Genomic DNA, 19,848 nt, shown 5'->3' with positions numbered 1-19,848 from the left:
AATCAGCAACATGATTTCCAGTGACAATGAGACTAACGCCCCGCACATGCCCCAAATGTAGTGTGTGCCGCAGCCCTCAATACACCGATGGTGATACCTTCAAGGCTGAAGTAGTTGCTTTACCCAGCCATCGCCTTTGATTTCAAATAACTCTCTGAGATGTAAGCGGCTTTCCCGAAACGTGAGAAACTCAATTGAAATGGGCTTGATACGGTAACCACCCCAATTTTTTGGTCGGGGAACCGGTCGGTCAGCATAATGTGCAGATGACTCTTCAAGCCGAGTGCTCAACTCATGTTCAGAGTTTAGTGGTTCACTTTGTGAAAAAGCCGTCGTGGTTAACTGGGCACTTCTGCTGCGGCTTTGCCAAAAATAATCCGCCTCAGCATCAGATATCAAGTGAGTGACACCAACAATGCGGATTTGATAACCAACGTGGTCCCACCAGATTGTCATTGCAGTTTTTGGCTGTTGCGAAATATGCCGGCCTTTGGCTGAATCAAAATAGGTGCAAAAAACAAAGCCTGTATCACTTACCGCTTTTAAATCGACAAACCTGCCCGACGGAAAACCATTTTCATCAATGGTGGAAACGCAGACTGCATTTTTTTGCTGCAAAGGACTATCAGCCAACGCTGCCTGCCACCAACGTTCAAATTGAATAATCGGGTTGCCCATAAGCCTCAATCTCATTCAGGTGTAACTATAACCGAACCAAACGCATTGAGCGTCGCTGCAGTAGAAGGTTGCCGCGCCGCATTCGCATTATTTGGGCTTAATTACATAATATTGTTTGAAAAAATACAAATAAAAACCAATAGCAACAGCCAGTAAAATAAAATACACATTCCCAAAAACAACACTATTACTCGCGACTATTAAAGATATCAGCACAGCCCAAAACAACCGCTTGGGTTTAGAATATTCAACCTTTACAAAGTAACCATTTTTCTTCGCAAAATTTTGCAAAAGTAGAAGGACACAGATCACGACAATAATAATCAACGGAACGATTGGAAACGATGACACATCCATTTTTTGTTTTTCCTTTTAATGATAACTGCCGCCACACAGGCGAGTTAGTCTTGTCGAGCCCGCCGCCGAGCGCGCGCGGTGTTGCCGTTTGTTAGCAACAAACATAACCTAATGTTTTATTTAAAAAATTTGAGTGAATACCAAACAATCAAGGTAACGGCTACACCAAAGACAGTGCCGTAGACAAAGTACTTACGAAAAGCTTGCGACGATTCACTTTGCGCCATTTTTAGATTCTCCTTATCACAAGATTCAAAATTTAAGATTTTTGCTAACGCCGTGCGCATGCGCGCGCACTGGTGAGCGTCGCTGCGACCGAAGACCGCGAGTACCGCGCCTGGTTATGATTAGCCATATGAAACAGAAACTACCTTCTCTTCAGGGGTGAATTGAATATTGCATCCAACCAGATGAAAATTTAGTTTACTACTATGAGTAATTCGCTTCCCTTGCTCAACGTTTTCTACTTTGTATTCAGACAAGTTAACAGTATTCAACTGTTTAACAACATGCTCCAAAGAATCACCCGTGCCATAGTTTCCACAAATAAAATACACTTCTTTACGCGCTTCGTTTGAATAGAAACCAAATGCAACCAAACTAAAAATGGAAATAACAGTGGCTATGTATTTGGACCTAAAGAAAGTTTTGCTGCGCATCTTTCGGCGTATCCACAGAAACATAACGCCCACCACAAACGCGGGCAACTTGTTGCGAGCCTGGCCACGCAGTGGCGTTTTGGTAAAGATTGTTAGGGCAATAAACTAGAGCGGAGTGCATGTTGTCCCTTGATGATAAATCATTTGCCACTGACCGCTCGAACTCCGCCGCCAGATGGAACACCTATGCGAATAAGTTGGTGATAGTTGTTCATTTTTTAACACTTCTGCTTTGTATAATAACTGAGCACAATCTAAACCAAGCATTCGCAACTCATAATCTCTCGCAGTTATCTCAGAGGCAATTTCAGTTGGTAAACGCTCCAAAACGTTAACCTTACCAAATCGCAATCCTGAAGCATTAACCTCAATGAAATCGTCGGAAATTAATTTAGAAAGCGCAGTTGAAGAGCTTCGAACATCAGGCTGAAAAAGTCGCTCCTCAAGCTCAATCAATATAGTTTTTAAATCTTCCACAGGAGCTCCAAAACGGACTAACGACCGGCGCATGCGCGCGAACTTGTGAGCGTCGCTGCGGCCGCAGGCCACGAATGACGCAGATTTTTAGCTGTTTTCAAGCATGAACGCACGAAGCTGTCGCTCCTCTCGCATGACAAAGAGGACCAAAACCCGCTGCTCATCCTCACGATAAAAAATGCGACACGGCGGCACCACGACCTCTCTGTATACCGAATCTGGTAGCTCAGGCGGAATCCGCCCGGATTTGGGGAAATTCTCCAAACGCGCAGTCTTATCGAAAACGGCCTTCACGAGATCGCTTGCGGCAGCAGGATTGTCCAAAGCAATATACTCCGCAATGGCATCCAGTTCTTGCAGGGCTGGCTCTGTCCAGATTACTTCAGCCATTTACTCATTTTCTCTTTGGCCTCACTTTGGCTATACGTTCTTCCCTCAAGTACAGCGCGCTCTCCCCGGGCGAGCCCCTCAAGCAGCGCAAGCCGACGCTGCATGAATTCATAATCTTGCACATCAACAAGGTATGCAGATGGCTGACCATGCTCCGTAATCAATACGGGCTCTTTCGATAAGTGCAGATCTGCCAGAATCTTTGTAGCTTGGCGCTTTAGATTCGTCACTAGCTCAACTTTCATGCGGTCACCCTGTGCTAACTTTAAAGTGGCACTATAGTATCACTTTATGGGGAAGGCAATTCTAGCTAACACCCCGCTTAGGGGCAAAAATACGTGGGCTATAATATCGAGCGAAGCGAGGACAGCCCACGTGTTTTGTCCCAGCAAGCTCCGCTTGCGTCTACAGCGGTTTGTTATACCGCTACACCACACCTTGCTCAAAGTTGGGTAATGTAGCGATTTGATTAACCCACTGAAGTTGTGACTCACAATAAATATTGATTGCAGGTTTAAGATTCGGAGCGTTGTCTATTGAACCCAAATATAAAATTTTTAGGCCAGCAAGTTTAGGATTTTGATTGTATATTGGCGTACCGCAATGATCGCAGAAAATTTTGGATGCGTTTTCTGATACTTGCACTGTTTTCAATACACCACTCTTTAAAATAAAGCCTTCTTCTGCAACAACTACGTATGATGAAAATGCACTTCCATTCATTTTTCGGCAAAGATTACAGTGACAATTAACGATAGCTCTGATCTCATCCGATGAACTAAATTGAACACTCTTACAGTTACAACTTCCTTCCATGAAACATCCTCTAAGATGAACAAGCGGTATAACGATTAAGCTAACCGGCGAGCAAAAGCGTAGCTTTTGCGAGTCCAGTGAGCGCAGCGATCGAGGTTGAGCGACTTGTTATAAGGCTTTTGCACGATTACGATATTTTTCTATTTAATTCTTTTGCGCGATCGTAGCAGGCGCCACATAGCAACGTTACACCAGCAAATGCTTCCGACTCATCATTCCACGCTCCGCCTAAGCTATTAACCTTATCTTCGCAGGCAGTGCACCAAGAGTCTGGACGCTCGTTTCCCTGCTCCAGCTCTGCTGACCAAAAGCCCCTAGGCTTCCCGTCTCTCAGGGTTTGCACGATGTGTTGGCACACGTATGTTGCTTGTTGTTTGCCGTGTGTGCAGCACTCAACGAACTTATATTCGTCACTCATGCTTCTCTAGCCTTATAACTACCAAATTTAGCGCGGAAAGCCGCGCAGCGTGGGCGATTAACATTTGCTTGTTATGTACGTTTGAAACAGCAATGTTTTTATTAAATTAGCCTTTGAAAGTTGGCTTTATAAAAATATAAACACTAACACCAACTAAGATTGCAAATGAAATGATACCTAACCAGAAAGAAAGCAAGTAGTAAATAACAGTAGCGCCACCAAATGCCAGCGAAAACATGCCGCAGTCATAACCACAAGTATTCATTCTGTATAAAGCAGCAAAAAACAACGCAAGCAAAAGAACAAAAACTACTGCGATTATTCGCTGAATTTTTCTTAATGTATTCAGTTCCAACCTTTAGCACCTAGTACATAACTATAAGCGCACGTGCGGCAAACCGCGCAGCGCGTTTGGCGTCACTGCGGCCGTAGGCCGCGAGTGCCGCGCCTTGTTAAATGCCTAACTAACAACAACATGATAAGCGGTAACCATGAAGCAGCTGTTTTTAATAGTGCAGAGTACATGTAGTTTTGCTTGTTTAAGTACTGCCAACCTTGTTCAGTACCCCAAGGATATTGATTTAACTCCGGGTGACTTGCGAATAAACCGACATAAATCCCGTCCGCGCCAATGACGATAGTAAAAAACAAACCTACTGCAACTAATAACCAGAATGTCATGGTTCTCATATGCGGAACTCGAAATAGCATTTAACATATTAATCAACGGCAAAACGCACGCTTTAAACCCTGCGCTGTGCATTTGATCTTTTTTAACATCAGTTAACACTACCGAAAAAAGCTACAGATCTCAATCTCTTCGTCGCTGTTGCACGCTTTGCGAAAAGCGAAAGCGTGCAAGGTGCCTTTGATCTAACTTGAAACATTAAATTTACATTCTGCAGTTAGATTTTTGCGCTGCAGAGGGAACTGCGATGGCGTCGTCATTTTTACAACAAGTTGCGGACTATATGCGTACCCGGCGTTATGCCAAGCGCACTATCGAGACTTACCAACACTGGATTCGGTTTTATATTCTGTTTCACAAAAAGCAGCATCCATCGCAGCTCGGCAATGCGGAGGTGGAACAGTTTTTAACCTGGCTGGCTGTGGAGCGCCATGTGGCGTTTAAAACCCAAAGTTCGGCACTGAATGCGCTGGTGTTTTTATACCGTGAATTCTTGCAGCAACCTCTCTCGTTACAACTTAACTTTAATGCGGCGAAAACACCGCCCAAACTGCCAGTGGTACTTACCCGCGCTGAAGTCGGCGCACTATTACGCTGGATCGATCCCAAATACAAATTGGTGGCTCAGCTGCTGTACGGCAGTGGTTTGCGTTTGATGGAAGCGGTGCGGCTACGAGTCAAAGATATTGATTTTGACTATTTGTCAGTGATGGTGTGGCAAGGCAAAGGTAATAAAAACCGGCGCGTTACATTGGCCAGCGAGTTAGTACCCGCGTTACGGCAGCAAATCATCCATGTCGAACGCTTATTGGATGCCGATATGCAAAACCCAATCTATAGCGGCGTTTGGCTGCCTTATGCGCTGGCACTGAAAAATCCGGCGGCGCCCAAGCAGCTCGGTTGGCACTACTTGTTTCCATCGAATCAGCTCAGTCGAGACCCTGAATCGGCGCTTATCCGCCGTCACCATCTGGACGAGACTTGTGTGCGTAAGGCGATCAAATTCGCTGCTTTTCAGGCCAAAATCCAGAAAAACGTCACTTGCCACACGCTCAGGCATTCATTTAGAAACTACATCCCTGTAGTTTCCCCTGCGGGCCAGCCTGCGGCTGTTCAAATTCATTCCCGATGAATTTGTCGCAACTCACTTGCTCGAATCCGGTGCCGATATCCGCACCGTGCAGGAACAGCTCGGCCATAGCGATGTGAAAACCACGCAGATTTATACCCATGTATTAAGCCGGGGCGGCAATGCCGTCAAAAGCCCGTTGAGTTTGTTGTTGCATGGTGGAAATGGTGGTTCGGCATGATTTGCATGGATCAGATGAATTGGTTCAGAGACAGGTTTTATGTCATTGCCGGAGTTGTATCAGCTTGCGTTTTACTAGCAATATATGACACGTGGTCATCGTGTGACGACCATCGTGTGACGACTATCGTGTGACGACCATCGTGTGACGACCATCGTGTGACGACCAGCAGCTGCGCTTGCGGGTACCTGCGGTTCAAACCAGACCTAAGGTACCCGCAACAGGGTTAATCAGGCTTTGCGTCGCAGCAACACCAAACCGATAAACCAAATCCAATGCAATGCGCCACCAGATGATTTTGTTTCCGCTATAGGGTCTGGCTTCACCACCGGAGCTGCAGTTACGTTTATCCGAAGCTCCGCCGATACTTCAGCCTTATCTGTATCCTGGATGCGATAAATAACGACATCTTCACCGATAAAATCCGCTTTCGCGCTATAACGCAGCTGTCCTTCCGTGGTGATCACAGCCTGGCCATTTTTCGCATCTGCGCTAACGATTACCAACTGGTCTTCATCAGGATCTACATCATTTTTGAGGACATCCACGGTTACCGCAGTGCGATTATCGGTAGCAGCCTGATCTGCGCTCGCAACAGGAGAACGGTTGGGCAATGCAATCAGGCGGATCTCGAGCTGACCGTCCGGTTTGATGACGGCAGCATAGAAGGTTTTTTTCAGGATCACGCTGGATGCCAGGGTAATTTCTTCCGGCATAAAGGCTTCAAATACCGGTTTGCTTTGCTTGTGTTTAATCAAACCTGGTTGATTACCAATCACAATTAACTGGTCGGCCCAAGGTAAAGTCGCAACGGCTTTACTCTTTAACCCCTGTACAGCAAGGCCTAACTTGTCACTCTCCAGTTCGCCATTCACATTTAGCAGCACCGGTTTATTGTTTAATACCGACAATGGGGATACTCGCGCTCCCATCGCAGTAAACGCCGCGAACTCAGTCTGCAGGCCTTCTGCTGTCAGGTTGGCACTAAATAGTTTAATGAACCGGGTAAATGGCTCTCCAGGTTCACACATGCTACATGTGTACAATGCTTCTCTTTCAAGCAACAGGTCGTTACCAACAACAAAAGCAGCCTCAACCCCGTAAGTTTGGGACGCGAGCACAAGGGCACCAAGTGCTTTTTGCTGTTGTAGCTGTCCTGTCATTACATCCACACTAAAACCAAAAGGGGCTGCGATCCACGGTGCCTCAAAAAGGTAAGCACTGAACAGCAATTGTTGTTGATAGCTGCCGACATAGTTCGGGACAAACCCAGCCGGAAAGTCTACGACAGTTCTTAATTCTCCTTTGGCTGCATCTAACTCCAGCAGTTGGGAGGTGTTTTGCGTGGTCAATAAATACAGCCGGCCGTCAGGCGTCTCAAACAACGATCTGACAGTCCCGACATTCTGTTCACTGAGTTGGCCGTCCTGCAGCTGATAACGCATCAGCACATAGCTCTGCTTGGCATCAGAATAATAAACATCAAGCAGTGACTGCCCATGCAGCCACAGGTGCGCAGTGTCCTGCACCCGTTCATCTATCGGAACCCTGACATTCACTGCAACGAACTTTTGCGTTGTTTTGTCATAACGTAACAGCTTCTTATCGTTGGCACTGAATAGGTAGAGCTGTTCGCGTAGTGGCAAAAACCTATATGCCCAAGGTCCCAAATCTTGCGATAACCGGCTTTGGCCCGTGCTCGGGTCAACAAGATATAACTGAGTGTTAGTTGCAGTGCTGCGGCTTTGTCGCAGTAAAAATAGTTTGTTATTAAAGGCAACGAACGACTGCGCATCGGTTTGAACCAGCTCCGACACCTGTGTCTTTGATTTATTCTTACCAGCCTCGACATACTGCGGTATGGTCGCGCTTTTCAACAAAAACGAGTCCGGAAAACAATATGAATGCGTGCCGCCCGACGTGGTCACCCGTTGGTGTTCACTGGACCAAAGCCAAGCAATATCGCCATGAAAATGAAAAGGTTTCGCCCCAGCGCCTGGGCCATGTGGTAAGCCTGTGACTTTTTGTACAGATTCGACAGATTCTGCAATGCGAAACAATACAGATGCTTCAATCGCATGCTGGCGCGTTTCCGCAGTGCAAAAAGCATGGTCGTAACTCAGAGACAACAAATATTGTCTGGTCGACAAATCGTAAATTGCTGCGAACCGCCCTGATTGCCCTGGCCTTGCAGGCACGCTATTCAGTGCAATGCTTTGCAGCTTGTTCGTGCCAAAGTGATACAACTTAATCAGATTGTCATCTGGCTGGATCCGGCCATCCTGCTCGCGCTTCCATAATAGTGAATGCTCACTAAAACTAATCACCGACCCGGCAGCTAACTCTGCCGGCGGATTCGCGATGGTATATAGCAGCTGAGATTTGTTATCCGCACCTATTTTGTAAACGCGAAGATTGTGCCAGTCATCATGCAGCAAAACTAACGCTGAATCTGGCTGAAAGCTCGTGTGAAACCCATTGAAACGCTCATTGTCAGTGCGCTTAAACTGATATGCCTTGCCATCGATTGATTCCAGACAAATGGCGTCATCTTTCGAAGTACAACCACGGATGTCACCTTGATACAAGCCTAAACGCTCACGGGTCGGGTCATAGCTGAGGATCATACTGCGAGCTTTAATCAGTATTTTACCATCGCGGACTTGTAGTGATTTGAATGAAATGGAATCGTGATCCGGCAGGAAACCAGCGTCGAAAACTTGATTTGGCATCTGAGCGGCTAGTTTCATTTCACCGGATTTATCAACGCGCCATAACAGATTTTCCTTCTGTTGATCCCCCCCTGTGAGGGTGAGCACATACGCATAGTCACCGACAACCACAGGTCCGGCTTCGATATTTCCAAAATTTTTATCCTGCGGCAGAGGATCAAACACTTGAGCCGCGACAGGCTGGGCGACCGACATACTGGCAATAAAGGCCGCAACTAATATTTGTTTCAACATCATCAAATCCGTTGTTAAAAGACAACTTCCATCCATATGGATTACATCTTGGACATGATGGCAAAATCAGAACTTAAAAAGAAGATTAAAAAAACAAATAAATAACCAATAAGTTACACAAATACCCCAAATCAAGACGCGAGCTATCAATTAGTCGCTGCACGACGTGTGACGCCCAACGTGTGACGCCCAGCCTGTGACGCCCAACGGGCTACGCTGGCCGGTACCTACTTATTCGGTTTAACGAGGAGACCGTCGACGCCGTATGTGACAGTTTCGGCAAACACAGGTGCAATTCGCTTCACTCATTGCACCCTACATCCGAACCGATGTGTAGGGAGCCGTTAAGCGAAGCGCAACGCACCGCCGTCACATTACCCCACTACAACTGCAGTAAAAACGGTGAAGCGCTCTCTTGCAGTGCAACGAAGTCGGCTTTGCTGCTCAAGCCGTGCCAGTTGATTTCAATCAGGCTTTGCGCCACGGCGCCGCCAAGTGCGGTGCCGGGGCCGAGCAAAATCAGCTGGTCCGGCGCGAATTCACGCACGGCAACCTGCACCGCGGTTTTAAAGTCGTAGTCGCTGCTAACCTGGCTTTGGAAGGTGTAATAGCGCAGCAGCTCCGGGTTTACCGGTAAATCCGGCCAGATGTGGCCCTGACCGTCAATCAGCGGCAGTTTTGGCTGGTTAAAATACTCAGCGGAAAATCGCGCTAAGGCTTGATCAGAAGCATCCTGCATCAGCGGGCTATGAAAGGCGCTGTGGCCAGCCAGTTGCATCGGGAAACGTTCATCGACCGGCGGTAATTGCGCCAACGCCTGTTTCACCGCAGGTGTGGTGCCGGACAGCACCGCATAGCCGCCATATTGAATCGAGCGGTACATGCCGGGGATTTTTAGCGCAGCCGCAACTGAAGCCAGCCGCGTCGCATCCGGTTGCCAGTGTTCGTTTAATACCGGGTAAATCAGCTGGCCGCCCACATCGCCGTTGATGCCTTTGCAGTTGGCAGTTAAGCCTGCCATCGCCGACATCATTTCAGTACCGCTGTCGACATCCCAGACGCCAGCACAGCTCAGCGCCGTGTACCAGCCCATCGAATTGCCGGTGACGGCCACTACTTCGTACTCGTCCGGATTGATGGCGTTAAACTGGCACAGGCCAGCGGCATAAATCAGCGCAGCGTTATTGACCGGCAACTGATGGCGCGCTGGCAGGTATTTGTCAGCACTGTCGAGCGCCGAGACTGTCTCCAGCCCAAGCTGCGCCCGCACCTGGTCGATTTGGTTTAGAAGCGCCGTGTCGTAAAACGGTTTTAAGCAGCCAAATTCATTTTTCTGATAAGTGCCCCGGCCCGGGCAAATCACCACTGCGGTCTTTTTGCTCATTTTTCTGCTCCATGCAACATCAAAGCTGCCTCAACAATGGCGCCTTTTGACGGCAAGACGTGATAGGCCGCAGCGCCAAGCGGAATAAAACTGTCTTCGGCACAAAGCCGACTGATGTGGTAGCGGTTTGGCTGCAGCTCATGCAGCGCGGTGAACAGCTCTTCACTGAGGCTACCGCGTTTGCGGCATTCATCAACAATCAGCACTTTGCGGCAATCACCAATCGCAGCGGCGATTTTGTCGGCGTGCAGCGGCACTAAATACCGGATATCCAGCACCCTGGCGCGAATGCCCTGCGCCGCCAGCTGCTGTTGCGCCTGGCGCGACAGATAAAAGCCGTTGGCGTAGCTGACAATAACAATGTCAGCCTGAGCCGAATCATCCGCTTCCACCACCGCTGGCGTACCAAATTCTGGCAATGCCGCATCCTGCGCCGGTAACTCAAAGGTCCAGCCGTTATCACCTGGGGCATGTAAATCGCGTGTCATATAAAGCGCGATCGGCTCTAAAAACACTATCAGCCGGTTATCGCGATACGCCAGTTCCACCGCCTGACGCAGCAATAACGCCGCATCTGCGCCATTGGACGGGCAAATCAGCAGCAGGCCCGGAATATCGCGGAACACGGCAAAGCTGTTGTCATTGTGGAAATGGCCGCCAAACCCGCGCTGATAAGCCAGGCCGGCAATGCGCACCACCATCGGGTTTTGATACTGGCCGTTGGAGAAAAACGGCAGCGTTGCCGCTTCGCCGCGAATTTGGTCTTCGGCGTTATGCACGTAAGCCAGGAACTGAATTTCCGGCAGCGCCAGCAAACCCTGCTGCGCCGCACCAATGCCAAGGCCGAGAATACTTTGCTCGTCGAGCAGCGTATTGATCACGCGGTTCGGGCCATATTGCTGCACCAACTGCTGCGTCACGCCGTACACGCCGCCCTTTTTACCGACGTCCTCGCCCATCATCACGGCGGTTGGGTAGCGGGCAAAAATTTCATGCAGCGTCCAGTTAATCAGTTTCGCCATATGCTGCGGCTTGCCGAGGTTGTGTTTGTCAAACCCAAGCGCGATGCTTCGGTCCGCCAAAGGCAAAGCCGGTTTACCGCTCGGTGGCGGCACTATGGATTTCATCACCGCGGCCGCATCTTGCAGTTTTGGTCGTTGCGTCGCTTCCTGTGCGACCCGGGCAATTTGCTGATCCAGATGTTCAATCTGCGCCGCCAACTGCTCAGCAGTTTCAACACCGCGACTTAACAGCAACGCCGTGGCATACAGCAGTGGGTCTTGCTCCAGCTCGCCTTCGATTTGCTCTTTTTTCCGATACGCCACTTCGGCGTCGGCACCGGCATGGCCGAACAGCCGGTAGGTTTTTAAATGCAACAGCGCCGGTTTGCGTTTACTGCGGACAAACTCGACCGCCGCCTGCGCCGCGCTGTACACGTCGCCCAAGTCGCGCGAATCGGCGGTGAAGGTTTGCATATGCGGCGACAAACTATGCGCTATCCAGCCGCACGGCGTCGGTGTGGAAATACCTAAGCCATTGTCTTCACACAAGAATAGTACCGGCACCGGTACATGCTGATAGTCGGCCCAGCAGGCGGCATTAATCGCGCCCTGCGCGGTAGAATGGTTGGCCGAGGCATCGCCAAAACTACAAACCGCAATAGCGCCGTGCGGCCAGTTGCCGTCGATGCCTAAGCGCTCGGATAAATCGATGGCAAAGCCGGTGGCGACCGCTTTGGGTAAATGCGAGGCAATGGTCGAAGTTTGTGGCGGCACGCACAGCGGCAAACTACCGAGCACCTTATGGCGGCCACCGGAGATCGGGTCGTCGCTGGATGCGGCGAAGCTCAGTAGCATGTCGTACAGCGGTGTGCTGCCGTTTAACTGCTTGCTACGCTCGACAAAAAAAGCGCCGCTGCGATAGTGCAAAAACGCCGGATCTGTGCGGTTTAACACATGCGCCACCACCGCATTGGCTTCATGGCCACTGGAGCCTATGGTGTAAAAACTCTGGCCTTTGGCCTGCAGCAGGCGGGAGCGTAAATCGAGCAGCCGGCTTTGCAGCATCGACTGAAAAATTTGCGCCAGTATTGGGGTTGGCAGGTTGTCGGCGTTGGTGACAGGGCTGGGTAAGCGGCCGTCACGGACCCGTTGCAGGTAGCTGACTGCCCACGGATGGAATTCTTGTTGGCTCATCGGAAGTCCTTGGTTTTATTGTTTTATTTGCCAAAGCTATCACTGGGAGCCGAGTCCGGAGCAAAGCGATGGCGGGTTTGCTTTTACAAATCCCGCACCGCTCTATAGTCGCCTTATCTTCATTGAGATTTGCCAAACCGCGTTTTGACAGCTCACCAGTCTTTCTACAAATCAAAAAAGATCAGAAAAACGCCTGCAACCCGGTGATGGCGCGCCCTAAAATCAGTGCGTGGACGTCGTGCGTGCCTTCGTAGGTGTTGACTGCTTCGAGGTTCATCACGTGGCGGATGACATGGTATTCATCGGCGATGCCGTTACCGCCGTGCATATCGCGGGCGATGCGTGCGATTTCCAGCGCTTTGCCACAGGAATTGCGTTTAATCAGGCTGATGGTTTCGACCGGTAATTGGCCCGCGTCCATCAGGCGGCCGGCTTGTAAACAGCCGAGTAAACCGAGGTTGATGTCGGTTTGCATATCAGCCAGTTTTTTCTGAATGAGCTGGGTTTGTGCCAAAGGCCGGCCAAATTGTTGCCGGTCCAGCGTGTATTGGCGCGCGGCGTGGAAACAGAATTCGGCAGCGCCGAGTGCGCCCCAGGCGATGCCGTAGCGCGCTTTGTTCAAACAACCAAAGGGGCCGGACAAGCCGCTGGCGTTCGGCAGTAACTGCTCTTCCGGCACAAAAACTTCATCCATGACGATTTCGCCGGTGATGGATGCCCGTAACGAGAATTTGCCTTCAATTTTTGGTGCGCTAAGGCCTTTCCAGCCTTTTTCTAAGATAAACCCGCGAATCACGCCGTCTAATTTGGCCCAGACCACAAACACATCGGCCACCGGGCTATTGGTGATCCACATCTTGCTGCCGGACAGAATAAAACCGCCGTCGACCTTTTTCGCCGTCGTGCGCATGCTGGCAGGATCTGATCCGGCATCTGGTTCGGTCAGGCCAAAGCAGCCAATCCATTCGCCGGTGGCCAGTTTCGGTAAATACTTCATCCGCTGTGCTTCGTTGCCGTAGGCGTGAATCGGATGCATCACCAAACTTGATTGCACCGACATTGCGCTGCGATAGCCGCTGTCGACCCGCTCTACTTCGCGCGCGACCAAGCCATAACTGACGTAGTTGACGCCGGCACAGCCGTATTTTTCCGGCAGCGTGGCGCCTAATAAGCCGAGTTCACCCAGTTCACGCATGATCTCGACATCAAAGTGTTCATGGCGGTTGGCCAGCAGCACGCGGCTCATCAGCCGGTCCTGACAATAATCATGGGCGGCTTGCTGGATCATGCGTTCTTCGTCGGTTAACAAGGCCTGGAAAGAAAACGGGTCTTGCCAGTTAAAAGCGGTTTTGCTCATCAGAAAGGCTCCGGTACGGGCGTTGGGCTGTTATTTTCAGCCGCGCTAAGATGTTGATTGCCATCTTATTGACGGCGGGTTTAAAGTAAAAATATAGAGAAACTGTCACACCTATAGGAATTACCTATGGACACACGTCAGCTGGCTTATTTTGTCGCGGTTTATGAGCAGCGTAGCATCAGTGCGGCGGCGCGCCAGCTCGATATCGCGCAGCCGTCCGTTTCCAGTGCGCTGCAGCAGCTCGAACAGCAACTCGGCACCTTATTGTTTATACGTTTACCCAAAGGTGTTCAGCCCACTGAAGATGCCGAACGGCTGTATGTGCAGGCGTGTCAGCTTTTGAGCCAAATGCAGGCGCTGCAGGCATCTTTTAACAAACCGGCGAAGCGGCTGTTGTTTCGCCTTGGGCTGGTCAAAGCGCTGGGGGTGGAACGGATGAGCCAGCTGCTAAAAGAATTTAATAGCCAGCTGCCGGGGTTGGAGCTGCATCTGGTGGAACCGGACGAGCCTTGTGATGCGCGCATTATCAATATCCGGCAGCTCAGAGCCGGCGAGTTGTATCAAAGCCTTTGGACCGACTCTTATTTGCTGGCGCTGCCGGCACAGCATCCATTGTGTACGCAGCCCGAGATCCAGCTCAGTGATTTTAAAAAACTGCCGCTGATTAAACGCACGCCCTGTGAGGCCTGGGATCAGGTGGCGCTCGCGCTCAGTAAAGCCAATATCAAGCCGCAAATTCGCGCCAATATTCATACCATCGAATACGCCATCGCGCTGGTCGGCGCTGGCATCGGCTGCGCGCTGCTGCCGGATTTTGAGATGCAAAAGTTTCGTCCAGACCTGCAGTACCGCGCCATTCAGGGCCCGGCACTCACCCGCGAACTGGTGCTGGCGTTTGATAAAAACCAGCAGCATCAGAATGCGGTGAAACTGTTGTGTGAGATCGCAGCGCGCGGGTGATTCATTGATCGTCGCTGTATTTGCCCACAGCCCTTTAAAAAAGCGACTCAGCGGGCACGTGGTCTGTCAGCCGGAGCGACCTGACTGACATTGCTGAACATCGGCGACTGCGCCATATAGTTTTTGATTAAATGCCGCGACTCCGGGGTCAGCCAATCTAACAAGGCAGCCCGATATTGCGGGTCGAACCTGAGTTGTTGTAACGCCTGATTGACCGCTTTGATTTGTGCTTTCGCCTGCTCGCTGATGCTGCAGGCGACATACACTTCAGTGACCGCCGGTAAGCCCTGCAATGGCAAAGCTCTTAATTTCAGCCCATCAGAGTTCTGCGCCAGATAGTGCATCCGATCAGCATACTCGAGGACATAGTCAGCACGGTTGGCTTTAAGCATCTGCACCAGATTGGTCTCGGTGGCCGACACTTGAACAAACTCAGTTAAATGTTCCGCAATTGGCGACGGATAAGTGCGATGTTCCTCGACCATGCCGCGCCAGGATTGACCAAACAGCCAGGTCAGATCGACGGTGCGACGCTGTTGAATTTGCTGCCACATGGGATGGTCTGCGCGGGCGACGAGCTGCAGGTTTGGGATCACTGCAACAGGCTCAGAGAATTGCAGAAAGGTCTGACGTTGTGGTGTTTTCAACAAACCAAACAGGCAATGCGATTTTTCTTGTTGCATCATTTGCTGGCGCATCGTCAGCGTAGAGACATGTAATTGATGCTGATATTGCGGCAACGCCAGCATCAGCCGCTGCAGCATCACGTCGTATGCGCCCTGCCCTTGTTGCGGTCCCTGCAGGATATTGACCGGTGGCCAATCCCGGATAAACCAGTCCATGGTGTCAGCCAGGGCGCTTTGTACACAAGCAAAACTCCCGAACAACCAAACACCAAACCTGAACATAACGACCTCTGTTTGTTGACTGCAGCGCAGTTTATTTATCATATACCGAAAACTTTATCGATAAAGTGTGACGTTACGGCCCGTCTGCGCTCAGCGGACCAGCTTCTGCTGTTTCATTTGCTGCAGATATGCCAGCACAGCATCGATATCGGCATCACTGAAGTGGCTGAACGCCGGCATTTTTGACTGGTAGCGATAGGATTCAGGATTACGAATAAAGGCTTTCAGATCATGCAGTTGCCAGTACTCTGTCACATTTTTCGGCGCATTGAGTTCGGGGCCTAACACACCGCCCTGCAAATTGATCGAATGGCATTTCAGACAATTCTGTTTAAACAAGGCAAAACCCTGCTGCACTTGCGCTGACGCTGTGCCGGGCGGGATCACCTGCGCATAACGGTCACTGAAGCGGATCAACTCAATTTTCACCAGCTGATAGGGCCAGGCATATTGCTCGCCCGCCTTGCCGGCACCGGGCCAGACCAAATAAAAGGGCGCTGGCGACAACATGCCTTTGCCTTGTTGCAGCGGGGTAAAACTAAAATCCGGCTTATCGGCTTCGGCAAACACTAGCATCGGCTGCTGCTTGGTTAATAATTGCGCTGATAGCGTCGGTGCATAACCATCACTGGCGGTTAACACCAGCGTATCGTCGCCATTCAGTTCCGGAAAACCGGCGCTCGCCAATAACTGTTTAAAGGCGAACCCCCGATAAGATTTTGGCTGATTGTACGATGGGTCATTCAGACTAACCTGCTGCACTGCTAACTGCTGTTTTAACTGCGCCAGCGTCCACGCTTTGCTTTGCCCACTGTGGACCAGTGTCAGCACGGGCTCGGCCGCCAGCGACCACGTGCTGCACAACAGCCACAACATCCCCACAAATTTCATCGTTTTGTCCTGAGAGTTCCGTTGCTGTTATTAAGCGGGTGCGACGGCATCAGGTCAAGTCCGGCGTTTGAGCCGCAGCTCACAATCTGTTTGTATTGACCGTGATCCAGGCCAGCGTTGTGTGGCGGCTCACTGCGCCACTGGGTTAGTGCTGAGGGCTGCGGGCGTTTGAAACAGCGGATCCCGTGCCATCTGCAATTGCAGTTCCTGCCGCGACACATCGCGCAACTGATGTAACCAGGCCTGCTGATAAGCGGGGCTACGGCGCAACTGCTGCAGCGCTGTATTGATAGCAGCAATCTGTTCGGCAGCTTGTGCTGATTTCTGACAAGCGGCATACACCGGCACCACCGGTGCTTCGCCGGCAAGACGGGCGTAACGTAATGACACAGTCGGATGCTGACTGGCCAGCCAGTGTATCCGATCCGGGTATTCCACGACGTAATCGGCCCTGCCTGCTTTTAACATCGCGACCAGATCGGTAGAACTATCTGTGACTTGTAACAACTTGCCGGTGTATTGCTGAATATGTGACGGATATAGTCTTTTGTATTCAACCATACCGGTCCAGGGTTGCTGTAACAGCGTCGATAATTCAATGGCTGCGCCGGCATTATTTGCCTGCCACAACGGATGATCGGCCAACGCGACTAAGCGCAAGGCGGGTGAATAAAAAGCGATGTCAGAAAACAGCATTTTTTCCTGCCGCTCTTTGGATTTCAGCACGCCAAATAAACAATGCGGTACGTCTTGCTGCATCAACTGTTGACGCTTAACCAAGGTGGCAAAAAACTGACGGTGTTGGTACTGCGGTAAAGCCGCGACGAGTTGCCCTAACATCAGGTCATAAGATCCCTGGCCGGCATCAGGGCCTTGCTGCATGTTAAATGGCGGCCAGTCCCGCACATACCAGTCAATAGCCATGGCTTGCCAGATTGGGCAGCACAACATCAATCCGAACAACCAGCGTGTCAGCATCGGCTTCCTTGCATTCTTGTTACATTATCAGGAACTAATATATCGAAACCCGGCGGCGATACAAGGATAATTTCGCCGATCCTGAACGCTTCTTTCAGGGTTTGCCTGCAGGATCTTTGTTTAATAATTCCCGCCGGATAATCCACTGTTCATCCGGCGGTAACAGCTGCTGCAGATTGTACTGCGACAAATTGTCCGGTGTCAGGATTTGGATCTTGGGACCTATGTGTTTTGGCACCCGTTGTTTTTGCAACAGCCGGATCGCGAGGTCGACCGCTATCCGGGCCTGCAACACCGGTGAATCTGTCGCCGCTGCCGCGATACGGCCTTCCCGTAATAAGTCGACGACATCCGGATTACTGTAATAAGCCACCAACTGTGGCACTGAGCCTTTGGATCTGGCCTGTAGTTGCGCCAGCGCACGGATCGCTACCGCATTGGCCAATACCCACTCTAGTTGCGGCTGCTGCTCAATCAGCGCACGTGCCAGACTGGTTTGATGAAAAGCATCCGGCGGGCCGTAACCGCCGGGGAACCACTGCAATTTATGCTGCTGCTTCAGTTGCTGCACTGCGGATTCTGCGTCCTGCACCCAGCCGGCGCCACGCGGTCCGGGCAACCAGCCAATCCGGCTGCCACTGCCGTTGTTCTGTAAGATAAACTGCAGGGATAATCGCGCCATCTCGGCAAACGACACTGCTGAATGCGCACTGACATCAGGGCTATCAATGCCGTTAATCAGATCAATGACCGGCTTGCCTTCGTCAGTCAGCTGTTTGATGTCTGCGTTGAGCCCGGTCGCATGAATGGCGGCAATGATGTAAGCATCTGCTTGTTTCTGCCGGCATTGCTGAATTTGTTGCAGCTGCTTCCAGCCAAATTCGTAGCCGCCGGCTTCGTAGATGCCAAGCTCAACGCCGCTGGCCGCCGCCTGTTCCGATAAGCCCCAGGCCACGCCCCACCAATAATGATCTTTGCCATGCGGCAACAGCGCGCAAATACGCCATTGCTTGGCGGCTTTAGCAACCGGTTGGTAGTCTTTCGGCTGGCCATCGGCAATGACTTTGGCCGGCCATAACGCTTGCGCTGACGCAGGGCATAAGAAAAATATCAACAAAATCAAAGAAGCAGCCCGCCAATGGCGTACTGCGGGCAGCGCTGAAATGGCTGGCAGCATCCGGTACTTTCCACAGAGTCCTTTTGCCTGAGCATAGCCAAAACAGTCTGGTTTTTCTGCCGGACTGCTCAATTTAATTAGATTTCACCCCTGCGGCTGGGTGACCGGAGATGCCAGTCAGGCTGCGTTGCACTGGCCGGATACTGCCGTCTGCGTCAAATGTCAGCATCTCAGCGGCAACATGGCGCTGTTTGCGTGCGCAGCCTGGAGTTTCCAGCCAGCGGTGATAAAACAGCAGCCACTGCCCCTGATATTGCACGATGGAGTGATGATTATTCTGCTCACCATCGCGTGGCATAAAAATCCCCCGATACGACCAGGGGCCCGTCGGTGAGGTCGACGTGTAATAAGCCAAGTCGCGGTTCTGCTCCGGCATGGTGAAATAGTACAGGCCGTTGCGTTTATACCCTTATTCCTTGAAGATTCGGCGGTGTTGGCTGCCTTCACTCACCTCAGTCACATAGTTCACTATGCTCCTGAGGATTCGCTCAGTTGCCGCCTACCCGAATCTCCAATGATTTTGGGTATCAACACCCAGGGCCCTTCCATTTTCGGTTCAAAACCGCCCATATCCATTTTGATAAAATCACCGGCGACTGCGGTTAGGTCGTCATTGAGTTTCACCACATAATAATCAAAGTCTTTGCCGTGGAAATACAGCCAGGGCGTGCCGTCGTCATCGATAAATAACGCCGGGTCATTGGCGTATGGCGTGCGCCATAACGGGCCACCAATCGCATCTTTAAACGGTCCTTGTGGCTTATCACTGACCGCCACGCCAATGCCCATCCATTTGGTGCTCTTGCTTGGATCCTGGCGGTTTTTCACGCCGGTGCCGGCCGGGAAAATTAAATAGTATTTGCCATTGCGATAGGCGGCATCCGGCGCCCAGGCATAGTCGTCGGCCCAGCTCAGCTGGTCGACTGCTAAAGCGACGCCGTGTGAGGTCCAGCTTTTCAGGTCTTTAGTGGAGAACACCAGCCAGTCTTTCATATGGAAATCCTGCTGGCATTCCTGATCATGCGAGGTATATACCCAAAATCATTGGAGATTCGGGTAGGCGGCAACGAAGCGAAGCCCTAGGAGCATAGTTAACTATGTGACTAGGGTGAGTGGAGGCAGCCAACACCCCCGAATCTTCAAGGAATAAGGGTATACAGCCACAACTGGCCGTCCGGCCAGACATGCGCGGAGGGGTCGGCGGTGCGTACGCCCGCCCCCAGCGGCAGCGAATTAGAG

At 50.9% G+C, this 19,848-nt stretch carries 19 protein-coding genes and 2 pseudogenes; 3 read left to right on the top strand and 18 right to left on the bottom strand.

All coding sequences use genetic code 11. The annotated features are described in order from the left end of the window. Window positions 1-99 precede the first annotated feature (99 nt). The 8 genes from ACFFJP_RS02000 to ACFFJP_RS01965 all read right to left on the bottom strand — a co-directional run bounded on the left by ACFFJP_RS02000 (window position 100) and on the right by ACFFJP_RS01965 (window position 4,476). A complete protein-coding gene (locus ACFFJP_RS02000) occupies window positions 100-678 on the bottom strand; it encodes a pyridoxine/pyridoxamine 5'-phosphate oxidase (protein ID WP_377239937.1) in 579 nt (192 codons plus the stop codon). A 704-nt stretch (window positions 679-1,382) separates the two neighbouring features. Beyond that, window positions 1,383-1,694 (bottom strand): hypothetical protein, encoded by a 312-nt coding sequence (locus tag ACFFJP_RS01995; RefSeq protein ID WP_377239935.1) that lies wholly within the window; start codon window positions 1,692-1,694, stop codon window positions 1,383-1,385. Between the two features lie 105 nt (window positions 1,695-1,799). Further along, window positions 1,800-2,171 (bottom strand): nuclear transport factor 2 family protein, encoded by a 372-nt coding sequence (locus ACFFJP_RS01990; RefSeq protein ID WP_377239933.1) that lies wholly within the window; start codon window positions 2,169-2,171, stop codon window positions 1,800-1,802. Window positions 2,172-2,258: 87 nt separating this feature from the next. Then, window positions 2,259-2,561 carry a type II toxin-antitoxin system RelE/ParE family toxin gene (locus tag ACFFJP_RS01985; protein ID WP_377239931.1) on the bottom strand — a complete coding sequence of 101 codons (303 nt, stop codon included), beginning with the start codon at window positions 2,559-2,561 and terminating at the stop codon, window positions 2,259-2,261. Then, on the bottom strand, window positions 2,549-2,806 hold the full coding sequence (locus ACFFJP_RS01980) for a type II toxin-antitoxin system Phd/YefM family antitoxin (RefSeq protein ID WP_233010640.1): 258 nt from the start codon (window positions 2,804-2,806) through the stop codon (window positions 2,549-2,551). The genes ACFFJP_RS01985 and ACFFJP_RS01980 overlap by 13 nt, the downstream gene beginning before the upstream one ends. Window positions 2,807-2,987: 181 nt before the next feature. Beyond that, a complete protein-coding gene (locus ACFFJP_RS01975) occupies window positions 2,988-3,377 on the bottom strand; it encodes a GFA family protein (RefSeq protein ID WP_377239929.1) in 390 nt (129 codons plus the stop codon). A 524-nt stretch (window positions 3,378-3,901) separates the two neighbouring features. Next, on the bottom strand, window positions 3,902-4,150 hold the full coding sequence (locus ACFFJP_RS01970) for a hypothetical protein (protein WP_377239927.1): 249 nt from the start codon (window positions 4,148-4,150) through the stop codon (window positions 3,902-3,904). Between the two features lie 62 nt (window positions 4,151-4,212). Further along, window positions 4,213-4,476, bottom strand: coding sequence for a hypothetical protein (locus ACFFJP_RS01965; protein WP_377239925.1), 264 nt, complete (start codon window positions 4,474-4,476; stop codon window positions 4,213-4,215). Between the two features lie 254 nt (window positions 4,477-4,730). Here ACFFJP_RS01965 and ACFFJP_RS01960 point away from each other — a divergent pair, with 254 nt between their 5' ends. Continuing rightward, entirely contained in the window at window positions 4,731-5,615 is an 885-nt protein-coding gene (locus ACFFJP_RS01960; protein ID WP_377239923.1) for an integron integrase, read from the top strand. A gap of 16 nt (window positions 5,616-5,631) precedes the next feature. Further along, complete coding sequence (locus ACFFJP_RS01955) at window positions 5,632-5,793, top strand: tyrosine-type recombinase/integrase (RefSeq protein WP_377239921.1); 162 nt, start codon at window positions 5,632-5,634, stop codon at window positions 5,791-5,793. 230 nt (window positions 5,794-6,023) lie between these two features. On the opposite strand, the gene ACFFJP_RS01950 is transcribed toward ACFFJP_RS01955, so the two are convergent. The 4 genes from ACFFJP_RS01950 to ACFFJP_RS01935 all read right to left on the bottom strand — a co-directional run bounded on the left by ACFFJP_RS01950 (window position 6,024) and on the right by ACFFJP_RS01935 (window position 13,695). Further along, on the bottom strand, window positions 6,024-8,759 hold the full coding sequence (locus ACFFJP_RS01950) for an Ig-like domain-containing protein (protein WP_377239919.1): 2,736 nt from the start codon (window positions 8,757-8,759) through the stop codon (window positions 6,024-6,026). 382 nt (window positions 8,760-9,141) lie between these two features. Then, window positions 9,142-10,143, bottom strand: coding sequence for a malonyl CoA-ACP transacylase (locus tag ACFFJP_RS01945; protein WP_377239917.1), 1,002 nt, complete (start codon window positions 10,141-10,143; stop codon window positions 9,142-9,144). Continuing rightward, window positions 10,140-12,338, bottom strand: coding sequence for a thiamine pyrophosphate-dependent enzyme (locus ACFFJP_RS01940; RefSeq protein ID WP_377239915.1), 2,199 nt, complete (start codon window positions 12,336-12,338; stop codon window positions 10,140-10,142). The genes ACFFJP_RS01945 and ACFFJP_RS01940 overlap by 4 nt, the downstream gene beginning before the upstream one ends. A 181-nt stretch (window positions 12,339-12,519) precedes the next feature. Further along, entirely contained in the window at window positions 12,520-13,695 is a 1,176-nt protein-coding gene (locus tag ACFFJP_RS01935; protein ID WP_446686816.1) for an acyl-CoA dehydrogenase, read from the bottom strand. A 126-nt stretch (window positions 13,696-13,821) separates the two neighbouring features. Between ACFFJP_RS01935 and ACFFJP_RS01930 the strand changes: the two genes are divergently transcribed. Further along, on the top strand, window positions 13,822-14,655 hold the full coding sequence (locus ACFFJP_RS01930; RefSeq protein WP_377239913.1) for a LysR family transcriptional regulator: 834 nt from the start codon (window positions 13,822-13,824) through the stop codon (window positions 14,653-14,655). A gap of 47 nt (window positions 14,656-14,702) precedes the next feature. Here ACFFJP_RS01930 and ACFFJP_RS01925 read toward each other — a convergent pair whose 3' ends face one another. The 6 genes and pseudogenes from ACFFJP_RS01925 to ACFFJP_RS01900 form a co-directional block, all read right to left on the bottom strand. Then, on the bottom strand, window positions 14,703-15,563 hold the full coding sequence (locus ACFFJP_RS01925; RefSeq protein ID WP_377239911.1) for a TIGR02285 family protein: 861 nt from the start codon (window positions 15,561-15,563) through the stop codon (window positions 14,703-14,705). 90 nt (window positions 15,564-15,653) lie between these two features. Beyond that, window positions 15,654-16,454 (bottom strand): c-type cytochrome, encoded by an 801-nt coding sequence (locus tag ACFFJP_RS01920; protein WP_377239908.1) that lies wholly within the window; start codon window positions 16,452-16,454, stop codon window positions 15,654-15,656. A 129-nt stretch (window positions 16,455-16,583) separates the two neighbouring features. Next, window positions 16,584-17,432 (bottom strand): hypothetical protein, encoded by an 849-nt coding sequence (locus ACFFJP_RS01915; protein ID WP_377239906.1) that lies wholly within the window; start codon window positions 17,430-17,432, stop codon window positions 16,584-16,586. A gap of 94 nt (window positions 17,433-17,526) precedes the next feature. After that, window positions 17,527-18,609: a TMAO reductase system periplasmic protein TorT gene (gene torT / locus ACFFJP_RS01910; RefSeq protein WP_377239904.1), complete on the bottom strand. Its 1,083-nt coding sequence runs from the start codon at window positions 18,607-18,609 to the stop codon at window positions 17,527-17,529. A gap of 73 nt (window positions 18,610-18,682) precedes the next feature. Next, window positions 18,683-19,003: pseudogene (locus tag ACFFJP_RS01905) on the bottom strand (hypothetical protein); the annotation flags it as partial. 74 nt (window positions 19,004-19,077) lie between these two features. Next, window positions 19,078-19,608, bottom strand: a pseudogene (locus ACFFJP_RS01900) (family 43 glycosylhydrolase); the annotation flags it as partial. Window positions 19,609-19,848 lie beyond the last annotated feature (240 nt).

It is taken from the genome of Rheinheimera tilapiae (assembly GCF_042432165.1).
GTDB lineage: Bacteria > Pseudomonadota > Gammaproteobacteria > Enterobacterales > Alteromonadaceae > Pararheinheimera > Pararheinheimera tilapiae.
The sequence above is the reverse complement of the archived record's forward strand: the minus strand, read 5'-3'. Positions and strand labels throughout refer to the sequence as shown.